This is a genomic window from Streptomyces sp. NBC_00028 (assembly GCF_045041065.1).
GTDB lineage: Bacteria > Actinomycetota > Actinomycetes > Streptomycetales > Streptomycetaceae > Streptomyces.
Genome location: NZ_CP108293.1, coordinates 3,686,962 through 3,702,618, shown reverse-complemented (window position 1 = coordinate 3,702,618; position 15,657 = coordinate 3,686,962). Strand labels below are relative to the sequence as shown.

The 15,657-nt window shown below is 70.6% G+C and carries 17 protein-coding genes; 10 read left to right on the top strand and 7 right to left on the bottom strand.

Going from position 1 to position 15,657, the window contains the following annotated elements; genetic code table 11:
• Nucleotides 1–86: 86 nt before the first annotated feature.
• Nucleotides 87–461: a DivIVA domain-containing protein gene (locus tag OG885_RS16230; RefSeq protein WP_405731575.1), complete on the top strand. Its 375-nt coding sequence runs from the start codon at nucleotides 87–89 to the stop codon at nucleotides 459–461.
• Nucleotides 458–1,039, top strand: coding sequence for a DNA-3-methyladenine glycosylase I (locus tag OG885_RS16225; RefSeq protein ID WP_405731572.1), 582 nt, complete (start codon nucleotides 458–460; stop codon nucleotides 1,037–1,039). Before OG885_RS16230 ends, OG885_RS16225 begins: the two co-directional genes overlap by 4 nt.
• 86 nt (nucleotides 1,040–1,125) lie before the next feature.
• Here the strand turns inward: OG885_RS16225 and OG885_RS16220 are convergent, their stop codons facing one another.
• A complete protein-coding gene (locus OG885_RS16220) occupies nucleotides 1,126–1,917 on the bottom strand; it encodes an enoyl-CoA hydratase/isomerase family protein (protein ID WP_405731569.1) in 792 nt (263 codons plus the stop codon).
• Nucleotides 1,918–2,280: 363 nt separating this feature from the next.
• On the opposite strand from OG885_RS16220, the gene OG885_RS16215 reads away from it, so the two are divergent.
• On the top strand, nucleotides 2,281–2,448 hold the full coding sequence (locus OG885_RS16215) for a DUF3117 domain-containing protein (protein WP_003966491.1): 168 nt from the start codon (nucleotides 2,281–2,283) through the stop codon (nucleotides 2,446–2,448).
• Between the two features lie 149 nt (nucleotides 2,449–2,597).
• Here the strand turns inward: OG885_RS16215 and OG885_RS16210 are convergent, their stop codons facing one another.
• Entirely contained in the window at nucleotides 2,598–3,230 is a 633-nt protein-coding gene (locus OG885_RS16210) for an O-methyltransferase (protein ID WP_405742753.1), read from the bottom strand.
• 229 nt (nucleotides 3,231–3,459) lie between these two features.
• On the opposite strand from OG885_RS16210, the gene sigE reads away from it, so the two are divergent.
• From sigE to OG885_RS16185, 5 genes are all read left to right on the top strand, one after another.
• Nucleotides 3,460–4,230 carry an RNA polymerase sigma factor SigE gene (gene sigE / locus OG885_RS16205; protein ID WP_399948605.1) on the top strand — a complete coding sequence of 257 codons (771 nt, stop codon included), beginning with the start codon at nucleotides 3,460–3,462 and terminating at the stop codon, nucleotides 4,228–4,230.
• Nucleotides 4,227–5,219, top strand: coding sequence for a zf-HC2 domain-containing protein (locus tag OG885_RS16200; RefSeq protein ID WP_405731565.1), 993 nt, complete (start codon nucleotides 4,227–4,229; stop codon nucleotides 5,217–5,219). The genes sigE and OG885_RS16200 overlap by 4 nt, the downstream gene beginning before the upstream one ends.
• Nucleotides 5,220–5,382: 163 nt before the next feature.
• On the top strand, nucleotides 5,383–7,278 hold the full coding sequence (locus OG885_RS16195; RefSeq protein ID WP_405731562.1) for a trypsin-like peptidase domain-containing protein: 1,896 nt from the start codon (nucleotides 5,383–5,385) through the stop codon (nucleotides 7,276–7,278).
• A gap of 182 nt (nucleotides 7,279–7,460) precedes the next feature.
• A complete protein-coding gene (locus tag OG885_RS16190; protein WP_405731559.1) occupies nucleotides 7,461–7,907 on the top strand; it encodes a sec-independent translocase in 447 nt (148 codons plus the stop codon).
• 233 nt (nucleotides 7,908–8,140) lie between these two features.
• Nucleotides 8,141–8,797, top strand: coding sequence for a hypothetical protein (locus tag OG885_RS16185; RefSeq protein WP_399948597.1), 657 nt, complete (start codon nucleotides 8,141–8,143; stop codon nucleotides 8,795–8,797).
• Nucleotides 8,798–8,864: 67 nt separating this feature from the next.
• Here the strand turns inward: OG885_RS16185 and OG885_RS16180 are convergent, their stop codons facing one another.
• Genes OG885_RS16180 through OG885_RS16170 form a run of 3 tightly spaced genes read right to left on the bottom strand, consistent with a single transcriptional unit; the run spans nucleotide 8,865 to nucleotide 11,950 of the window.
• Nucleotides 8,865–9,998 carry an Mrp/NBP35 family ATP-binding protein gene (locus OG885_RS16180; protein ID WP_405731556.1) on the bottom strand — a complete coding sequence of 378 codons (1,134 nt, stop codon included), beginning with the start codon at nucleotides 9,996–9,998 and terminating at the stop codon, nucleotides 8,865–8,867.
• Between the two features lie 43 nt (nucleotides 9,999–10,041).
• Nucleotides 10,042–10,665: a DUF1003 domain-containing protein gene (locus tag OG885_RS16175; protein ID WP_405731553.1), complete on the bottom strand. Its 624-nt coding sequence runs from the start codon at nucleotides 10,663–10,665 to the stop codon at nucleotides 10,042–10,044.
• On the bottom strand, nucleotides 10,655–11,950 hold the full coding sequence (locus OG885_RS16170) for a magnesium transporter MgtE N-terminal domain-containing protein (protein WP_405731550.1): 1,296 nt from the start codon (nucleotides 11,948–11,950) through the stop codon (nucleotides 10,655–10,657). Before OG885_RS16170 ends, OG885_RS16175 begins: the two co-directional genes overlap by 11 nt.
• A 181-nt stretch (nucleotides 11,951–12,131) precedes the next feature.
• Here OG885_RS16170 and OG885_RS16165 point away from each other — a divergent pair, with 181 nt between their 5' ends.
• Nucleotides 12,132–12,890 (top strand): hypothetical protein, encoded by a 759-nt coding sequence (locus OG885_RS16165; RefSeq protein ID WP_405731547.1) that lies wholly within the window; start codon nucleotides 12,132–12,134, stop codon nucleotides 12,888–12,890.
• A 1-nt stretch (nucleotide 12,891) separates the two neighbouring features.
• On the opposite strand, the gene OG885_RS16160 is transcribed toward OG885_RS16165, so the two are convergent.
• Together OG885_RS16160 and OG885_RS16155 are read right to left on the bottom strand one after the other, a co-directional pair.
• On the bottom strand, nucleotides 12,892–13,404 hold the full coding sequence (locus tag OG885_RS16160) for a hypothetical protein (RefSeq protein WP_405731545.1): 513 nt from the start codon (nucleotides 13,402–13,404) through the stop codon (nucleotides 12,892–12,894).
• Nucleotides 13,405–13,426: 22 nt separating this feature from the next.
• Complete coding sequence (locus OG885_RS16155) at nucleotides 13,427–14,554, bottom strand: magnesium and cobalt transport protein CorA (protein WP_405731542.1); 1,128 nt, start codon at nucleotides 14,552–14,554, stop codon at nucleotides 13,427–13,429.
• A gap of 508 nt (nucleotides 14,555–15,062) precedes the next feature.
• Here OG885_RS16155 and OG885_RS16150 point away from each other — a divergent pair.
• The gene (locus OG885_RS16150; protein WP_405731539.1) at nucleotides 15,063–15,647 is read left to right on the top strand and encodes a suppressor of fused domain protein; all 585 of its coding nucleotides are present in this window, start codon (nucleotides 15,063–15,065) and stop codon (nucleotides 15,645–15,647) included.
• Nucleotides 15,648–15,657 lie beyond the last annotated feature (10 nt).

Below are 15,657 nucleotides of genomic sequence, written 5' to 3'. Positions count from 1 at the left end.
GACCCTAACTGTCAGACTCGCATGGCACGATCGGACTCTGACACATTCGACTCCGACACATTCACCGAGCGTGGGGGCCCACAGCGATGGTTATGTTCTTGTTCCTCGTCGTCGCGCTCGCCGTCGTGATCGCCGCGGTGACGCTCGCCGTCGTGGGCGGCGGTGAGACGGGCCCGCTGCCGGAGGCCGCCCCGGAGCGCCTCCAGGACCCCCTGCCGTACGACCGCCCGGTCAACCGCGCCGACGTCGAGTCCCTCCGCTTCCCGCTCGCCGCGCGCGGCTACCGCATGGCTGACGTGGACGACGCCCTCGGCCGCCTCGGCGCCGAGCTCGCCGAGCGCGACGCCCGCATCACCGACCTGGAGTCCGCGCTGGCCGGCGCCCAGGCCGCCGCCCATGGCGCGCACGCCTCGCACGCTCCCCATGTCTCCATGGAGAAGCCCGCGCAGGAGGACCAGTGAGCGACGGCACGGCTCTCGCCGGCCCGGACGGCCGCCTGCGCTGCCCCTGGGGCGTCTCCACCGAGGACTACCTCGCCTACCACGACGAGGAGTGGGGCCGCCCGGTCCACGGCGACGACGCCCTTTACGAACGTCTCAGCCTGGAGGCCTTCCAGTCCGGCCTCTCCTGGATCACGATCCTCCGCCGCCGAGAGGGCTTCCGCGCGGCCTTCGCCGGCTTCGAGATCGCCAAGGTGGCGACGTTCACGGACGCCGACCGCGACCGCCTGCTGCTCGACGAGGGCATCATCCGCAACAGGTCCAAGATCGAGGCGACGCTCGCCAACGCGCGCGTACTGGCGGATTGGGCGCCGGGTGACTTGGACACCTTGATCTGGTCCCACGCCCCGGAAACGCCGGGCCCGGCTCCGAAGGCGGTGAGCGACGTCCCGGCGATCACGCCCGAGTCGACGGCCCTGTCAAAGGCCCTGAAGAAGAAGGGCCTGCGCTTCGTAGGCCCGACGACGGCGTACGCCCTGATGCAGGCGTGCGGATTGGTGAACGATCACTTGGAAACATGCGTGACCAGACGCACCTGAGGGGCGCGGGGCTGTATCGACTTGCGGCTCCGCCGCGCGGGCGCGACCAGCCAGGACGCACCCGCACCCGCACCCGCCAACGAGCCTCAGCGCCCCAAATACTTGGGCACTTCCTTGTTCACAAACGCCCGCACAGCGATCGCATGGTCCTCCGACGCCCCCGCCCGCGTCTGCAGCTCGTCCTCCTTCTCCAACGTCTCCGCCAGAGAGTGCGAGAACCCGTAAGCCACGGCTTCCTTGATCGCCGCGTATGCCACGGTCGGGCCCTCGGCCAGAGCACGCGCCACCTTCTCCGCCTCACCCGGCAGCTCGGTCGATGGCACCAGCCGGTTCACGATCCCCAGCTCGTAGGCTTCCTGGGCCTTGATCGTCCGAGGGAAGAGCAGCAGATCGGCGGCCCGCCCCGGGCCCACCACCCGCGGCAGCGTCCAGGAGATGCCGGAGTCCGCCGTCAGCGCGACCCCCGCGAACGACGTGTTGAAGCCAGCCGTGTCCGCCACCACTCGGTAGTCCGCAGCGAGCGCGAGCCCGAAGCCGGCCCCGGCCGCGACACCGTTCACCCCGGCCACCACCGGCTTCGGCATCTGGGTCAGCGCCCGTACGACAGGGTTGTAGTGCTCCGCGACCGTGCTCATCACCTGTGTGGAGCCCTCGGCGAGCAGCCCGATGTGCTCCTTGAGGTCCTGCCCCACGCAGAACGCCCGCTCCCCGGCGGCGGTCAGCAGCACCGCCCGCACGGCGTCGTCACCGGCCGCGGACTCCACCGCCTCGCGCAGCGCGACCTTCGTCGCGATGTTCAGCGCGTTCATCGCCTCGGGCCGGTTGATCGTGATCGTCGCGAGTCCGTCGCTCACCTCGTAGAGCACGGTGTCGGCCATGGTGCGTCCCCTCCTGCGTCCTTGCGGGTTACTTGCGGGTTACCAGGGACAGCATGGCGGAGATCACCGCCGGGAGACCGGAACGGACGTGTGACCTGCGTCAAAGAATCCGCGGCCGAAATCCGTCGCCGAACGTGTGCGCGGCCGCGCAGTATCGCAGTCACATCGCCGAATTGAGTGGTTTTGCTCGCGCGCGTTGCCCAAGCGATGCCGACTGATGTTGGTCATCGGGTCCTGAGATGCGGGATAATGGCCTGGAAGCAATGTGTTCGATGCCGGTGTCGCGTGCTCACGCACGACACGCGTGCCCTCCCAGGGGCCGTCGGCTTAGACGATGAGCTGGTTTCAGGAAGGGGAACGAGCATGGCGGCCATGAAGCCGCGGACGGGCGATGGCCCGCTCGAGGTGACCAAGGAGGGGCGGGGCATTGTCATGCGCGTTCCGCTCGAAGGCGGCGGTCGGCTCGTCGTCGAGCTGACCCCTGACGAGGCCGACGCGCTCGGTGACGCCCTCAAGAAGGTCGTCGGCTGACGCGGAAGCGACCATACCTTTTCGACAACCCCGGCATCGCACGCGGTGCCGGGGTTGTCGTTGTCCGCAGAGGTGTCCGCAGAGGTGTCCACAGAAGTGGCCGTCCGCCGACCGCGGACCCGCCCTGACGCCTGACCGCCGGACCCGTCCTAACGCTTGACCGCGCAGAGCAGCCCGTCACCCACCGGCAGCAACGACGGCACCAGGTCCGGACTCTCCCGTACCGCGCGCAGCAGCTCGCGCAGTCGCAGCACCTCGGTCGGCTGCGGGCCGGAGTCCACCGTCCGGCCGTGCGCGAAGACGCCCTCGAAGACCACCAGGCCACCCGGTCGCAGCAGGCGCAACGATTCAGCGAGGTAGTCCATGACCTCCTGCCGGTCGCCGTCGCAGAAGACGAGGTCGTAGCCGGCGTCGGCGAGGCGGGGGAGGACGTCCAGGGCGCGGCCGGGGATGAAGCGGGCCCGGTTGCTGGCGAAGCCGGAGGCGCGGAACGCCTGCCGGGCGAACTGCTGGTGCTCCGGCTCGGGGTCGACCGTGGTGAGCACGCCGTCCGGGCGCATGCCGTGCAGCAGATGGATGCCGGAGACTCCCGTACCGGTACCGATCTCGGCGACGGCCTTGGCGTCCACCGAGGCCGCCAGCAACCGCAGCGCCGCGCCCGCGCCGGGCGACACCGAGCGCAGCCCCGCCTCGCGGGCCCGGTCACGGGCCCAGAGCAGCACTTCGTCCTCGGCGACGTAGGCGTCGGCGAACGCCCAGCTCGTCTGCCGGTTGCCGGTAATGACCCTCTCCTGTCCCCGTGGTTGCCTGGGCGTGACTGTATCCGTTGGGGGCGGGAACCTGCTGATGGGACCGGGCGTTTAGAGGGGTGGAGACGCACACGGGGGGACACAGTTGGATCACGACGACGGGCAGGCACTCGGGCGGGCGGTGACGCAGCCGCACGAGCGGTATCAGCCCAGATCAAATTCTCGTAAAACCGCTTATCCGGAGCTAACGGGCGAGGTGGCTATGGTAGGGGCTCCACTGGACACCACCAGAGCCGACAGGGGAGGTGCGGCCGCGCCTGTGGATCGCGGAGGGGCGCTGCGGCGCTTCCTCGGATCGGCGGGCAAGCCGAAATCCGTGAACGACACCGCTGCTGACCACCGCCACGACGAGTACAGCCAGACCGCGACCTTCTCCACCGACGCGGACGGGCAGGCGTGGACTCCTCCGACCTGGGAGGACATCGTCAGCACGCACAGCGGCCGGGTCTACCGGCTCGCCTACCGTCTGACGGGCAACCAGCACGACGCGGAGGACCTCACTCAGGAGGTCTTCGTCCGCGTCTTCCGCTCCTTGTCGACCTACACGCCCGGCACCTTCGAGGGCTGGCTGCACCGCATCACCACCAACCTCTTCCTGGACATGGTGCGCCGCAAGCAGCGCATCCGCTTCGACGCCCTCGGCGAGGACGCGGCCGAGCGCCTGCCCAGCCGTGAGCCGAACCCGCAACAGGCCTTCAACGACGCCCACTTCGACGCGGACGTCCAGCAGGCCCTCGACACCCTCGCGCCCGAGTTCCGCGCCGCGGTCGTCCTGTGCGACATCGAAGGACTGTCGTACGAGGAGATCGCCGCGACCCTCGGCGTCAAGCTCGGCACCGTCCGCTCCCGTATCCACCGCGGCCGTTCCCAGCTGCGCAAGGCCCTCGCGCACCGTTCGCCGGAGGCCCGCAAGGAGCGCCGCTCCTTCGTGCCCCGCGTCGCCGCACTGGGAGGAGGGGGCGCGACCGCGTGAGTGGATCCCGGCCCAATCCCGCCAAAGGGCATCTCGCGGAGCAGCATCTGGGAGACCGACTCGCCGCGCTGGTGGACGGCGAGCTCGGTCATGAGACGCGCGAGCGCGTCCTCGCTCACCTTGCCACCTGCACCCGGTGCAAGGCCGAGGCCGACGCCCAGCGCCGACTGAAGAACGTCTTCGCGGAGGCGGCACCGCCGCCCCCGTCCGAGAGCTTCCTCGCGCGCCTGCAGGGGCTGCCCGGAGGAGGTGGCACGGACGACGGCGGTGGCTCGCCGTTCGGGGGAGGCTTCCCCGACGCCTTCTCCGACCGATCAGGAGCCGACCGAACCACCGGAATCTCGGGGGTCTCGGGGGTCTTCGGACTGAAGCGCGGCGAACGCTTCGAGTTCGACTACGTCCCCGCCCGTGCGCACGGCTCCGTCCTGCCGCCCGGCATGGACCGCGGTGGCTTCCGTATCCACGACGTCAGCCGGCATGAGGCCGAGCGGACGGCGTCGCGGGGCATGCGCTTCGCGTTCGTCGCCGCCGGTGCCGTGTCGCTGGCCGCGATCGCGCTGGGCGGTGTCACCTCCGGAGTCCCGGCCGACACCGACGCGCGTGGTGGCTCGGGCGGCAGCAATGTGACCCCGGCCCGCTCCCAGGGTGCCGGGGCCGCGGCCACGCCCGACAGCCAGCGCCGCCGTGCCGTGGGCCCGCTGCTCGCCGCCGGTCAGTCCCGGGTCGGCGACACCCCGGTCGCCCCGACCGAGGTGTCCGCCCCGCTCCTGCCCGGAGTGCCGGTCCAGGCGGACGCGCACACGCTGACCACGCCCGTCGTGGCCGGCGCGGCTGCCATGTCCCCTCTGATACGCCCGCTCAGCACCACCCCGCAGCTGACGCTCACCTCGTGGTCCACGCCCCCGGACCTCACCCCGCCCGCCCTTCTCGCCGCACCCGTCCCCGACGCGACCTCTTCTCCTTCCACCTTCTCCGGCCCCACCGGCTGACCGGCGTCTGCGCACCGGCCGGTGAACCTGGTTGAATCCAGGGAGAGCCATGCCGTGGCCTGTCCGGCAGCTCAGGCCGTGTCATCGAAGGTGACGCGCCTGATAGGTGTAGGTGAGCGGGGTCTGAGGTGCCGGACAGGCAGGCCCTGGCTGTGGGGAGAGCATGAACGAGGGGAAGCCCACGAAGGCGAAGTGGTGGAGCCGTGCGGGCGGAGGTGACGCGGCCCCGCCCGGGGGAGACTACGAGCTGAGGCGCCCCCAGGACGCCTCAGCCGTCGACGGCCCCGAACCGGCCCTGCCCGAGGGCGATTTCGAGCTGCGCTCACCCCAGGACGTGCCGACCCGGAGTGACTCACCGAGCGAGAACGGGCCCGGCGACTCCGGCAACTCCCGCGACTCCCGCGACTCCGGCAGCTCCGGCGACTTCGAGCTGGACCACCCGGCGGAGGCACCCACGGCCGTGGCAGAGCGCCCCAAGCCCCTGCACGACCCCGACCCCTACAGCACCCCGCCGTACGGTGAGCCCGGTCCCTGGGCCCCCGCCCCGCCGGTCCAGCACCCGGTGACGACCCCGGCCCACGGGACGCCCGCGGCGACCCCGCCGGCCGGCGCCGCCGCGTCGGCCCCGCCGCACGACACCCTCCCGGCGCCGCTCCCTGCCCCCGCGCCGGCCCCGCCGCACGCGACCGCCACACCGGCCCCGCATCACGGCGCCACCCCGCCCCAGAACCCCGTACCGCCCGGCGCCACCCAGCCCCCTGCCACCACACCCCAGGTACCCGACGCCACAACCCCACCCCCCGCCAACCCCTGGCAGAACTACGACCCCTGGGCCGCCGCCCCGGCCGCCTCCGCCACCCCCACCTCCCTCCAGACGCCCCTCTACCCGCACCCCCACACCCCGTTCCAGCAGAACGGTGCCGCAGTAGCCACCCAGGACCAGCGGCGTAAGCGGGCCAAGAAGGCGCTCGTCGTGGCCGCGCTGCTGCTCGCGCTCGTGTCAGGGGGCGTCGGCGGGGTCGTAGGGGCTTATCTGGAGCGCAACGGAGGGGTGGGGGACATCGAGCTGCCGCAGGCCGCCGCGGAGCCCGCGGGGCGGGCTCCGGACAGCGTGGCCGGGATCGCGGCGCGGGCGCTGCCCAGTGTCGTGACGCTGCATGTCACCGGCTCCGAGGAATCCGGCACCGGAACCGGCTTCGTGCTCGACGACCGGGGCCACATCCTCACCAACAACCACGTCGTCGAACCCGCCGGCGCGGACGGCGAGATATCGGTGACGTTCCACAGCGGGGACACCGCCAAGGCCACGGTCGTCGGCCGGGACAGCGGCTATGACCTCGCCGTGGTCAAGGTCAGCGGAGTCAGCGGGCTCAAGCCCATGACCCTCGGCAACTCCGACAGCGTCCAGGTCGGTGATCCGGTGGTCGCCATCGGCGCCCCCTACGACCTGGAGGGCACCGTCACCTCCGGCATCATCAGCGCCAAGGAGCGGCCCATCACGGCCGGCGGCGAGAGCGGCGACGGAAGCGATGTGTCGTACGTGGACGCGCTCCAGACCGACGCGCCCATCAACCCCGGCAACTCCGGCGGACCGCTGCTCGACTCCCAGGCCCGGGTGATCGGCATCAACTCCGCCATCCGCTCCGCCGACAGCGGCTCGGAGGAGAGCGGTGGCCAGGCCGGCTCCATAGGCCTCGGCTTCGCGATCCCCGTCAACCAGGCCAAGCGCGTCGCCGAGGAGCTGATCAACACCGGCAAGGCCACCCACCCGGTCATCGGTGTCACGCTCGACATGGACTACCTGGGCGACGGCGCCCGCGTGGGCACCAAGGGCAACGACGGCGGCGCCGCGGTCAACGCGGGCGGCCCCGGCGACAAGGCCGGCATCAAGGCGGGCGACGTCATCACCGAGGTCGACGGCCAGCGCGTCCACTCCGGCGAGGAGCTGATCGTCAAGACCCGCGCCCACCGCCCGGGCGACCGCCTCGAACTCACCGTGGAGCGGGACGGCAAGGAGATGACCATCTCCCTGGTGCTCGGATCCTCGGACGGTGACTGAGGGAACGGACACAGCGGACCGATTGACAGAAACCTCATAGCCGCGCCCCGAAACCCCGTCCCACATGGCAAACAACCCTCAAAACCGCCCATGCGCGCGCACTCCGGGGGCTCGGGACAGTACCGGTCGTACCGGATCGCCGGGTACCGTGGACCCGGCCCGGACATGGCAAGGAGCTTCAGGTGTTCAATGACATAGGACCGCTCGAGCTGGTGACGCTCGTTGTCCTCGCCGTGCTCGTCTTCGGTCCGGACAAGCTCCCGAAGGTCATCCAGGACGTCATGCGGACCGTGAAGAAGATCCGCGAGTTCTCGGAGACCGCCAAGCAGGACATCCGCTCCGAGCTCGGCCCCGAGTTCAAGGACTTCGAGTTCGAGGACCTGAACCCCAAGACGTTCATCCGCAAGCAGCTGGACAACGACGAGCTGGGGCTCAAGGAGATCCGCAACGGCTTCGACATCAAGAAGGAGATGGCGGAGGTCACGGACGCGGTCCACGGCCGCGACTCGGACTCGTCCGCCTCGTCTTCTTCTTCCCCCTCCTCGTCCGGCGGCCGGATCGACATGACCAAGAAGCCCGACGACGACGGCAAGGACGACCGCCCGGTCTTCGACGCGGACGCCACCTGACCCTCGCACGAACGAGAACGACCGAGTACGACCCTCGTACGTGACGCGTTTCATACGCCACCCGAGCCCCGTACGGCCTGAACCCGCCCGTCGCGCGACCCACGCGGCGGGCGGTTTCCGTTCCCGTCCCAGTGAGGTGGCTATGCTGCCGAGTTGTTGTGCGGACCGGACGAGTCGCCCGAAGGGGGGCGGGCCGTTCCGGTCCGACGAGGAACGAGGAGGCGTCCGGGCACATGGAGACGACGAGTCAGGCAGTCGCGCAGGCGCCGGCCGCGGAGGGCGGACAGCAGGTCCCCTCCGCCCGGCGTACGGTCGACGGCTACCTGCAGGCGCCCTTCCCGTGGTACGGCCTCGACGAGGCCTTCACGGGGCCGCGGTGGCTGATGCAGGTCGGAACGGCGGCCGACGGTGCCGTCGAGCACGGTTCGATCGGGCACGGTGACGAGCCCTCCGTACGCAACGAGGCCTCGGAGGACAAGGAGAAGTTCGCGGTGGTGGTCACCGTCGCGGCGAATCCGTCCCGCAGGAGCGCGGACGGCACGGGGCTCCTTGAGGCCACGTCCGTCTCCTCCGCCGCCTGGCTCGCGGGCGTGGGGCTGCTCTCCTTCACCTGGCCCGGCTCGATGGACCACTCGCTGCGCGACGACTGGCTGGACCAGCAGACCGAGACGGCGTGGGCGCTGGCCGACGACCTGGACGGCCCGGACTGGTCGACCCTTTCGCTCCCCGTGGACGGGGTGCCGACGTCCTTCCACTACCGCGAGTCCGAGTTCGGCTGGGTGCTCGCCGGTTCGACCCAGGAGGGCGTGCACGTCGGGGCGTACGGCAGAGGCATGAGCGCCTACGGCCTCGGCTTCGCCATGATCAAGGACATCAGCGTCTACGCGTAGACGGTGCGATACGACGAGGGGGGCGCCGTCCGCAGCGGACGGCGCCCCCCTCGTCGTAAGAGATGAGCTAGAACTTGTTCCTCGGGGTGATCCCCAGGGACAGGCCCGAGAGGCCGCGCTGGCGGCCGCCGAGCTTGCCCGCGATGTCGCGCAGGGCCTTGCCCGCCGGGGAGTCCGGGTCGCTCAGCACGACCGGCTTGCCCTCGTCGCCGCCCTCGCGCAGGCGGACGTCGATCGGGATGGCGCCGAGGACGGGGACCGTGGCACCCGTGGTGCGGGTCAGACCGTCGGCGACCATTTGGCCGCCGCCCGTGCCGAAGACGTCGACCATCTCGTCGCAGTGCGGGCACGGCAGGCCCGACATGTTCTCGACCACGCCGACGATCTTCTGGTGGGTCTGGACGGCGATGGAGCCGGCCCGCTCGGCCACCTCGGCCGCCGCCTGCTGCGGGGTCGTCACGACCAGGATCTCGGCGTTCGGCACCAGCTGGGCCACCGAGATCGCGATGTCACCGGTGCCCGGCGGCAGGTCGAGGAGGAGGACGTCGAGGTCGCCCCAGTACACGTCCGCGAGGAACTGCTGGAGCGCGCGGTGCAGCATCGGGCCGCGCCACACCACCGGGGCGTTGCCCGGGGTGAACATGCCGATGGAGATGACCTTCACGCCGTTCGCCGTCGGCGGCATGATCATGTTCTCGACCTGGGTGGGACTGCCGTCGGCGCCCAGCATGCGCGGTACGGAGTGGCCGTAGATGTCGGCGTCGACGACACCGACCTTCAGGCCGTCGGCCGCCATCGCCGCCGCCAGGTTCACCGTCACCGAGGACTTGCCGACGCCGCCCTTGCCGGAGGCGACCGCGTAGACGCGGGTGAGGGAGCCGGGCTTGGCGAAGGGGACCTCGCGCTCGGTCTGGCCGCCGCGCAGGGCCGTCGCCAGCTCCTTGCGCTGCTCGTCGCTCATCACGTCGAGCGTGACGTCGACACGGGTGACGCCCTCCACGGCCGCGACCGCGTCCGTCACGCGCTGCGTGATCGTCTCGCGCATCGGGCAGCCGGAGACCGTCAGATAGACGGTGACCGCGACCGCTCCGTCCGCGCCGATGTCCACCGACTTGACCATCCCCAGTTCGGTGATGGGTCGGTTGATCTCGGGGTCGTTCACCGTCGCCAGTGCCTCGCGCACCGCGTCTTCGCTAGCCATAAGGACGATGGTACGGCTCGGTAGCCTGCGCCAGGGATGCCCGTCAGCGGTCTTCTACGTCACGTCCGGGCGACCGTTCTGCCGGGAATACTCCGTGCTCGTTGCCCTGGCCGTTCCCGTGGCCGCTCCCGTGGCCGTTCTGGCGCTCCTCCAGCTCCTTCACCAGGTCCTGAAGCTCGGAGCGGATCCAGTCCCGGGTGGCGACCTCACCCAGGCCGATGCGCAGGGAGGCGATCTCGCGGGTCAGGTACTCGGTGTCCGCGATCGACCGCTCGTTCTGCTTGCGGTCCTGTTCGAGGTTGACCCGGTCGCGGTCGTCCTGCCGGTTCTGCGCGAGCAGGATGAGGGGAGCCGCGTAGGAGGCCTGGAGGGACAGCATCAGGGTCAGGAAGATGAAGGGGTAGTTGTCGAAGCGCAGGGCGCCCGGCGCGAAGACGTTCCACAGCACCCACGCGATGATGACGACCGTCATCCAGACGATGAAGCGTCCCGTGCCGAGGAACCGCGCGATGCGCTCCGAGAGCCGTCCGAAGGCCTCCGGGTCCCACTCGGGCAGCAGCCGGCGCCGCGGCGGGCGGGGCTGGTCCAGGCGGGTGCGCGGGCGGGTGGTGGCGGTGGCACCGCTCGGGGCGCGTTCGCGGGTGGTCGTCTCGCGCTCAGGAACCATGAGGGGCCACCTCGCCCTCGCCGAGCTCCTCGTCGAGGTGGAACTCCGTCTCCCGCCAGTCCTCCGGCAGCATGTGGTCCAGCACGTCGTCCACGGTGACCGCGCCCAGCAGCGACCCGGAGTCGTCCACGACCGGCGCCGCGACCATGTCGTACGTCGCGAAGAACCCGGCGACGACCGGCAGCGCCGCGTCCGGGTCCAGCGGCTGCAGGTCGTCGTCGATGATCGCGCTGACCAGCGTGTACGGCGGGTCCCGCAGCAGCCGCTGGAAGTGGACGGTTCCCAGGTACTTGCCGGTCGGCGTCTCGTCGGGCGGACGGCAGACGTAGACCTGGGCGGCGAGCGCGGGGGAGAGGTCGGCGTTGCGCACGCGCGCGAGGGCGTCGGCGACGGTCGCGTCGGGCCGCAGGACGATGGGCTCGGTCGTCATCAGACCGCCGGCCGTGTGCTCCTCGTACGACATCAGGCGCCGCATGTCGGCCGCGTCGGACGGCTGCATCAGGCTCAGCAGCCGCTCCTGGTCCTCCTCGGGCAGCTCACCCAGCAGGTCGGCCGCGTCGTCCGGGTCCATGGCCTCCAGCACGTCGGCCGCCCGCTCCTCCTTCAGCTTGCCGAGGATCTCGATCTGGTCGTCCTCCGGCAGCTCTTCGAGTACGTCGGCCAGGCGGTCGTCGTCGAGGGCGGCGGCGACCTCTGCGCGCCGCTTGGGGGAGAGGTGGTGCAGGACGTTGGCGAGGTCGGCGGGGCGCAGCTGCTCGAAGGTGGCCAGCAGGCTCTCGGCGCCCTGTCCGTGCTCCTCCAGGGAGAAGCCGGTGACCGCCGACCACTCCACGGTCAGGGACTCGCCCTTGCGCCGGAACGCGCCGCCCTTGCCGCCCTTACGGACGAAGACCTTGTCGATCTCCCAGTCCCGGCGGGCCGGCAGCTGCTGCACGGACACGTCCAGGACGGTCACCTCCTCGCTCGTCTCGACGAGGGTGACGCGTCGGTCGAGCAGTTCGCCGAAGACGAGGCGCTCGGTGGGCCGTTGCTCGAAGCGGCGGACGTTGAGCACACCGGTGGTGATGACCTGGCCGGACTCGATGCTGGTCACCCGGGTCATGGGCAGGAAGATGCGGCGCCGCGTGGACAGTTCGACGACCAGCCCGAGCACGCGCGGCGGCTTGCGGCCCACGCGCAGCATGACGACCAGGTCGCGCACCCGGCCCACCTGGTCGCCGTTCGGGTCGAACACGGCGACACCGGAAAGGTGCGAGACGAAAATCCTGGGGGCGCCCCCTGCCATCGCCACGACTCCTTTCCGCTCTCCGCTTGAATTGTCCGTCCAGGTGGGCTTCAGGCTAGCCCGTCCCGATCCGGTACGCCCTGGTGAGGGGTCCGGACGGTCTGGCTCCGCTCGGCCCGCGGAGCCCCGGTACTCTGCGGTACGCCGCTTGATGAACCCTCGTCGGAAAGGCGCCCCACCTGTGACTGCGATTCCCCAGGGCCGTACCCGCCGGATGGGACTGCTGGGCGCGATGTGCGCCCTGGTCGTGACGGGAACGGGCCTGACGGGGTGCAGTAGCGACGACCCCGACGCGGGCACCAACGGTGTCGGCAAGCTGCCGGCCGACCAGATCCAGACGAAGACCCGGGCGGCCGCGGACGCCGCGGACGCGGTGCGTCTCTCCGGAACCGTGGTGACCAGTGGGCGCACTTACAAACTCGACATGCGTCTCAAGGCCGACGGCGGCACCGGCTCGGTCACCGCGGAGGGGGCCACGTTCCGGCTGCTGCGGGTCGGGAAGAAGCTGTTCCTCAAGGCCGACGCGGAGTTCTGGACCCACGAGGACGGCAAGGCCGACGACCAGGGCACGGACACGGCCGCCGCCGACAAGCTCGACGGCAAGTTCGTGAAGGTGCCTCAGGGCGACCCCTCGTACAAGAAGTTCAGCGGCTTCACCGACAAGGACGTCCTGCTCGCCGGGCTGCTCACCCTGCACGGCGACCTCGCCACCGACGGCCACCACGAGCAGTCCGGCACCCGCACCATCCGCATCACCGGCGACGACGGCTCCGGCGGCACCCTGGACGTCTCCCTGGAGGGCACGCCCTACCCGCTCCGCCTGGAACGCGCCGGCGGCGCGGGCACGCTGACCTTCTCCGGCTGGGGCAAGTCCTTCGAGCTGACGGCACCGGCCAAGGGCGAGACGGTGGACTACGGCAAGCAGCTGCCGACGTCCTGACCTACTTCCGGCGGCGCCGCTTCAACAGCAGCTTCGGCAGCCCCGCCGGGATCGGCTGCCGGGTCGTGGCGGACGTCGGCACCGGCGCCGTGGCCAGGTCACCGTCGGGCAGCGGCGCCATCGCCCCCGTCGGCTCAAGCCGCAGCACCCGGCACTCACGCCCCCAGCGCTCCGGCATCGCCTCTCCGTCGGGCGCGTTCAGGCGCTTGCCCTTGAGCTCGGCGACGGCCGCCTCCCAGGCCTGCGAACCCGACGGCAGCTCCACGACCTTCGCCGTCCAGGAGACCAGCCGCCCGCCCTTGTCCTTGCTGCGGACCGTGACCTCGGCCGAACCGCCGTCCGTCAGCCCTGGCAGCGGCTGCTCGCCCGGCCCGTCCCCGACCAGACACGCGGCACCCTCGTGCCACACGTGCCACAGCGCCCGGGCGGGACCCTCGGGACCCCTGACCCAGATGAGACCGGACTTCTTCGTGGCCTCCTCGACGAGGGCCTGGTCGAGCAGCTCGCTTGTCATGGGGGCAGCCTATCCAGGCGGTCTACAGCCAGCCGTTGCGCTTCAGGGTGCGGTGGATGCCGAGGCAGATGACACCGGTGATCATCATGATCACGGGGTAGCCGTACTTCCAGTGCGTCTCGGGCATGTAGTCGAAGTTCATGCCGTACACGCCACACACCATCGTCGGTACGGCGATGATCGCGGCCCATGAGGTGATCTTGCGCATGTCCTCGTTCTGCGCGACGGACGCCTGCGCGAGGTTGGCCTGGAGGATCGAGTTGAGCAGCTCGTCGAAGCCGATGACCTGCTCCTGCACGCGCGCGAGGTGGTCGGCGACGTCCCGGAAGTACTTCTGGATGTCCGGGTCGATCAGCCGCATCGGCCGCTCGCTCAGCAGCTGCATGGGCCGCAGCAGCGGCGACACCGCGCGCTTGAACTCCAGTACCTCACGCTTGAGCTGGTAGATCCGGCCCGCGTCCGAACCGCGCGGGGAGCCCTTGCGCCCCGGCGAGAACACGTCCGTCTCCACCTCGTCGATGTCGTCCTGCACCGCGTCGGCGACCGCGATGTAGCCGTCGACGACGTGGTCGGCGATCGCGTGCAGCACCGCCGAGGGGCCCTTGGCGAGCAGCTCGGGGTCGTCCTGGAGGCGGTGGCGCAGCGCGCGGAGCGAACCCTGGCCGCCGTGCCGGACGGTGATGAAGAAGTCCCGTCCGGTGAAGCACATGACCTCGCCGGTCTCGACGACCTCGCTGTTGGCGGTGAGGCGGTCGTGCTCGACGTAGTGGATGGTCTTGAAGACGGTGAACAGGGAGTCGTCGTAGCGCTCCAGCTTGGGCCGCTGATGGGCCTGTACGGCGTCCTCGACGGCCAGCGGGTGCAGCCCGAACTCGCCCGCGATACCGGAGAATTCGGCCTCGGTCGGCTCGTGCAGGCCGATCCAGACGAAGCCGCCGTCGCGGCGCACCTGACGCATCGCCTCGTGCGGCGTCAGGGGCGTCGGGGTCTCGACGCGGGCGCCGTCGCGGTAGACGGCGCAGTCGACGACGGCCGAGGGGGTGCCGGGGTCGCGGGTGGTGTCGTACGCCCCGCTGTCCATGCGCACGCCCTTGCGGAGCGAGGGGCGGGACGGGCGGACGACGGCTCGCAGGTCGCGGATCATCGACATGGCAGGCTCCTTCGCGACAGGCAACGAAAGGCCGCTTCAACGGGTGGAACTGCCCGGAATGAGGACGTCCTGACTGCGGATGTTTGGCACGTCCACAAAGCGGGGAGCACCGCACCATTGCGGTAGCGGGCTGCTTCGCTGCTGATACAGATGCTGATTCGAATCAGACAGATCAGGCAAAACGAGACGAAGTGCTCTTCCGATGAAGACGCGAGCGTGAAGAGAGGCGGCGGTCAGCCGGAATCCGGATCAGCTACATCAGCGGGCGGAAGAACGAGTGGTACTGCACGGGTGACTTCGATCCATGACAGCCCCACCTCCTCCGGCCGGTCCCTCGTAAGGGACGTCCATTCCCCGTAGGGGAGTTCCCCCGTAGGGGATTTTCATGGCGTCGGGACTCGATCGCGACGCTTCTGCGTGCTGCCCCGAACGACCGGGCAAGAGTATCAGCCGACTGAAGTGTCAAGGCGCTGCTTTGCCCGGTACTGACGAGTTCTATGCTCGCGACATGGCTGATGTTCTTCCTCTGGTCGAGGCCCGGTTGCGTTCCGCGCTGGGCGAGCCGGACGCCCGCGCGGCGGTCACCTTCCTGGGCACGGACCGCATCGAGGTGCTCCGCTTCCACGAGGGCGACATCGTCCGCTACGCCACCCTCGGCATGTCGGCGGCCCCGATGGGCGACCCCACGGCGATGCTCGCCGACCCGGTCAAGGGGCCCCGTGCCGAGCTCGTCCTCTCGGTCCGCGCGGGCCTCGCCGACACCGACAAGGCGCTGCGCCCGCTCGCCGTCCTCGGCGCGTCCCCGCAGGTCGAAGGTGTGATCGTGGCCCCCGGCGCCTCCCTCGACGTGGGCGAGCCGCTGTGGCCCGGCGCCCCCTTCACCTCGGTCCTGGTCGCCGAACCGGGCGGCCTGGTCGAGGACCTGGAGCTCGACGAGCCCATGGACCCGGTCCAGTTCCTCCCCCTGCTCCCCATGACCCCGAACGAGGCCGCCTGGAAGCGGGTGCACGGCGCCCAGGCCCTCCAGGAGCGGTGGCTGACGAACGGGACGGACCTCAGGGACCCGTCCCGGAAGTCCGTCCCGCTGGAGTGATCCCCGCGTG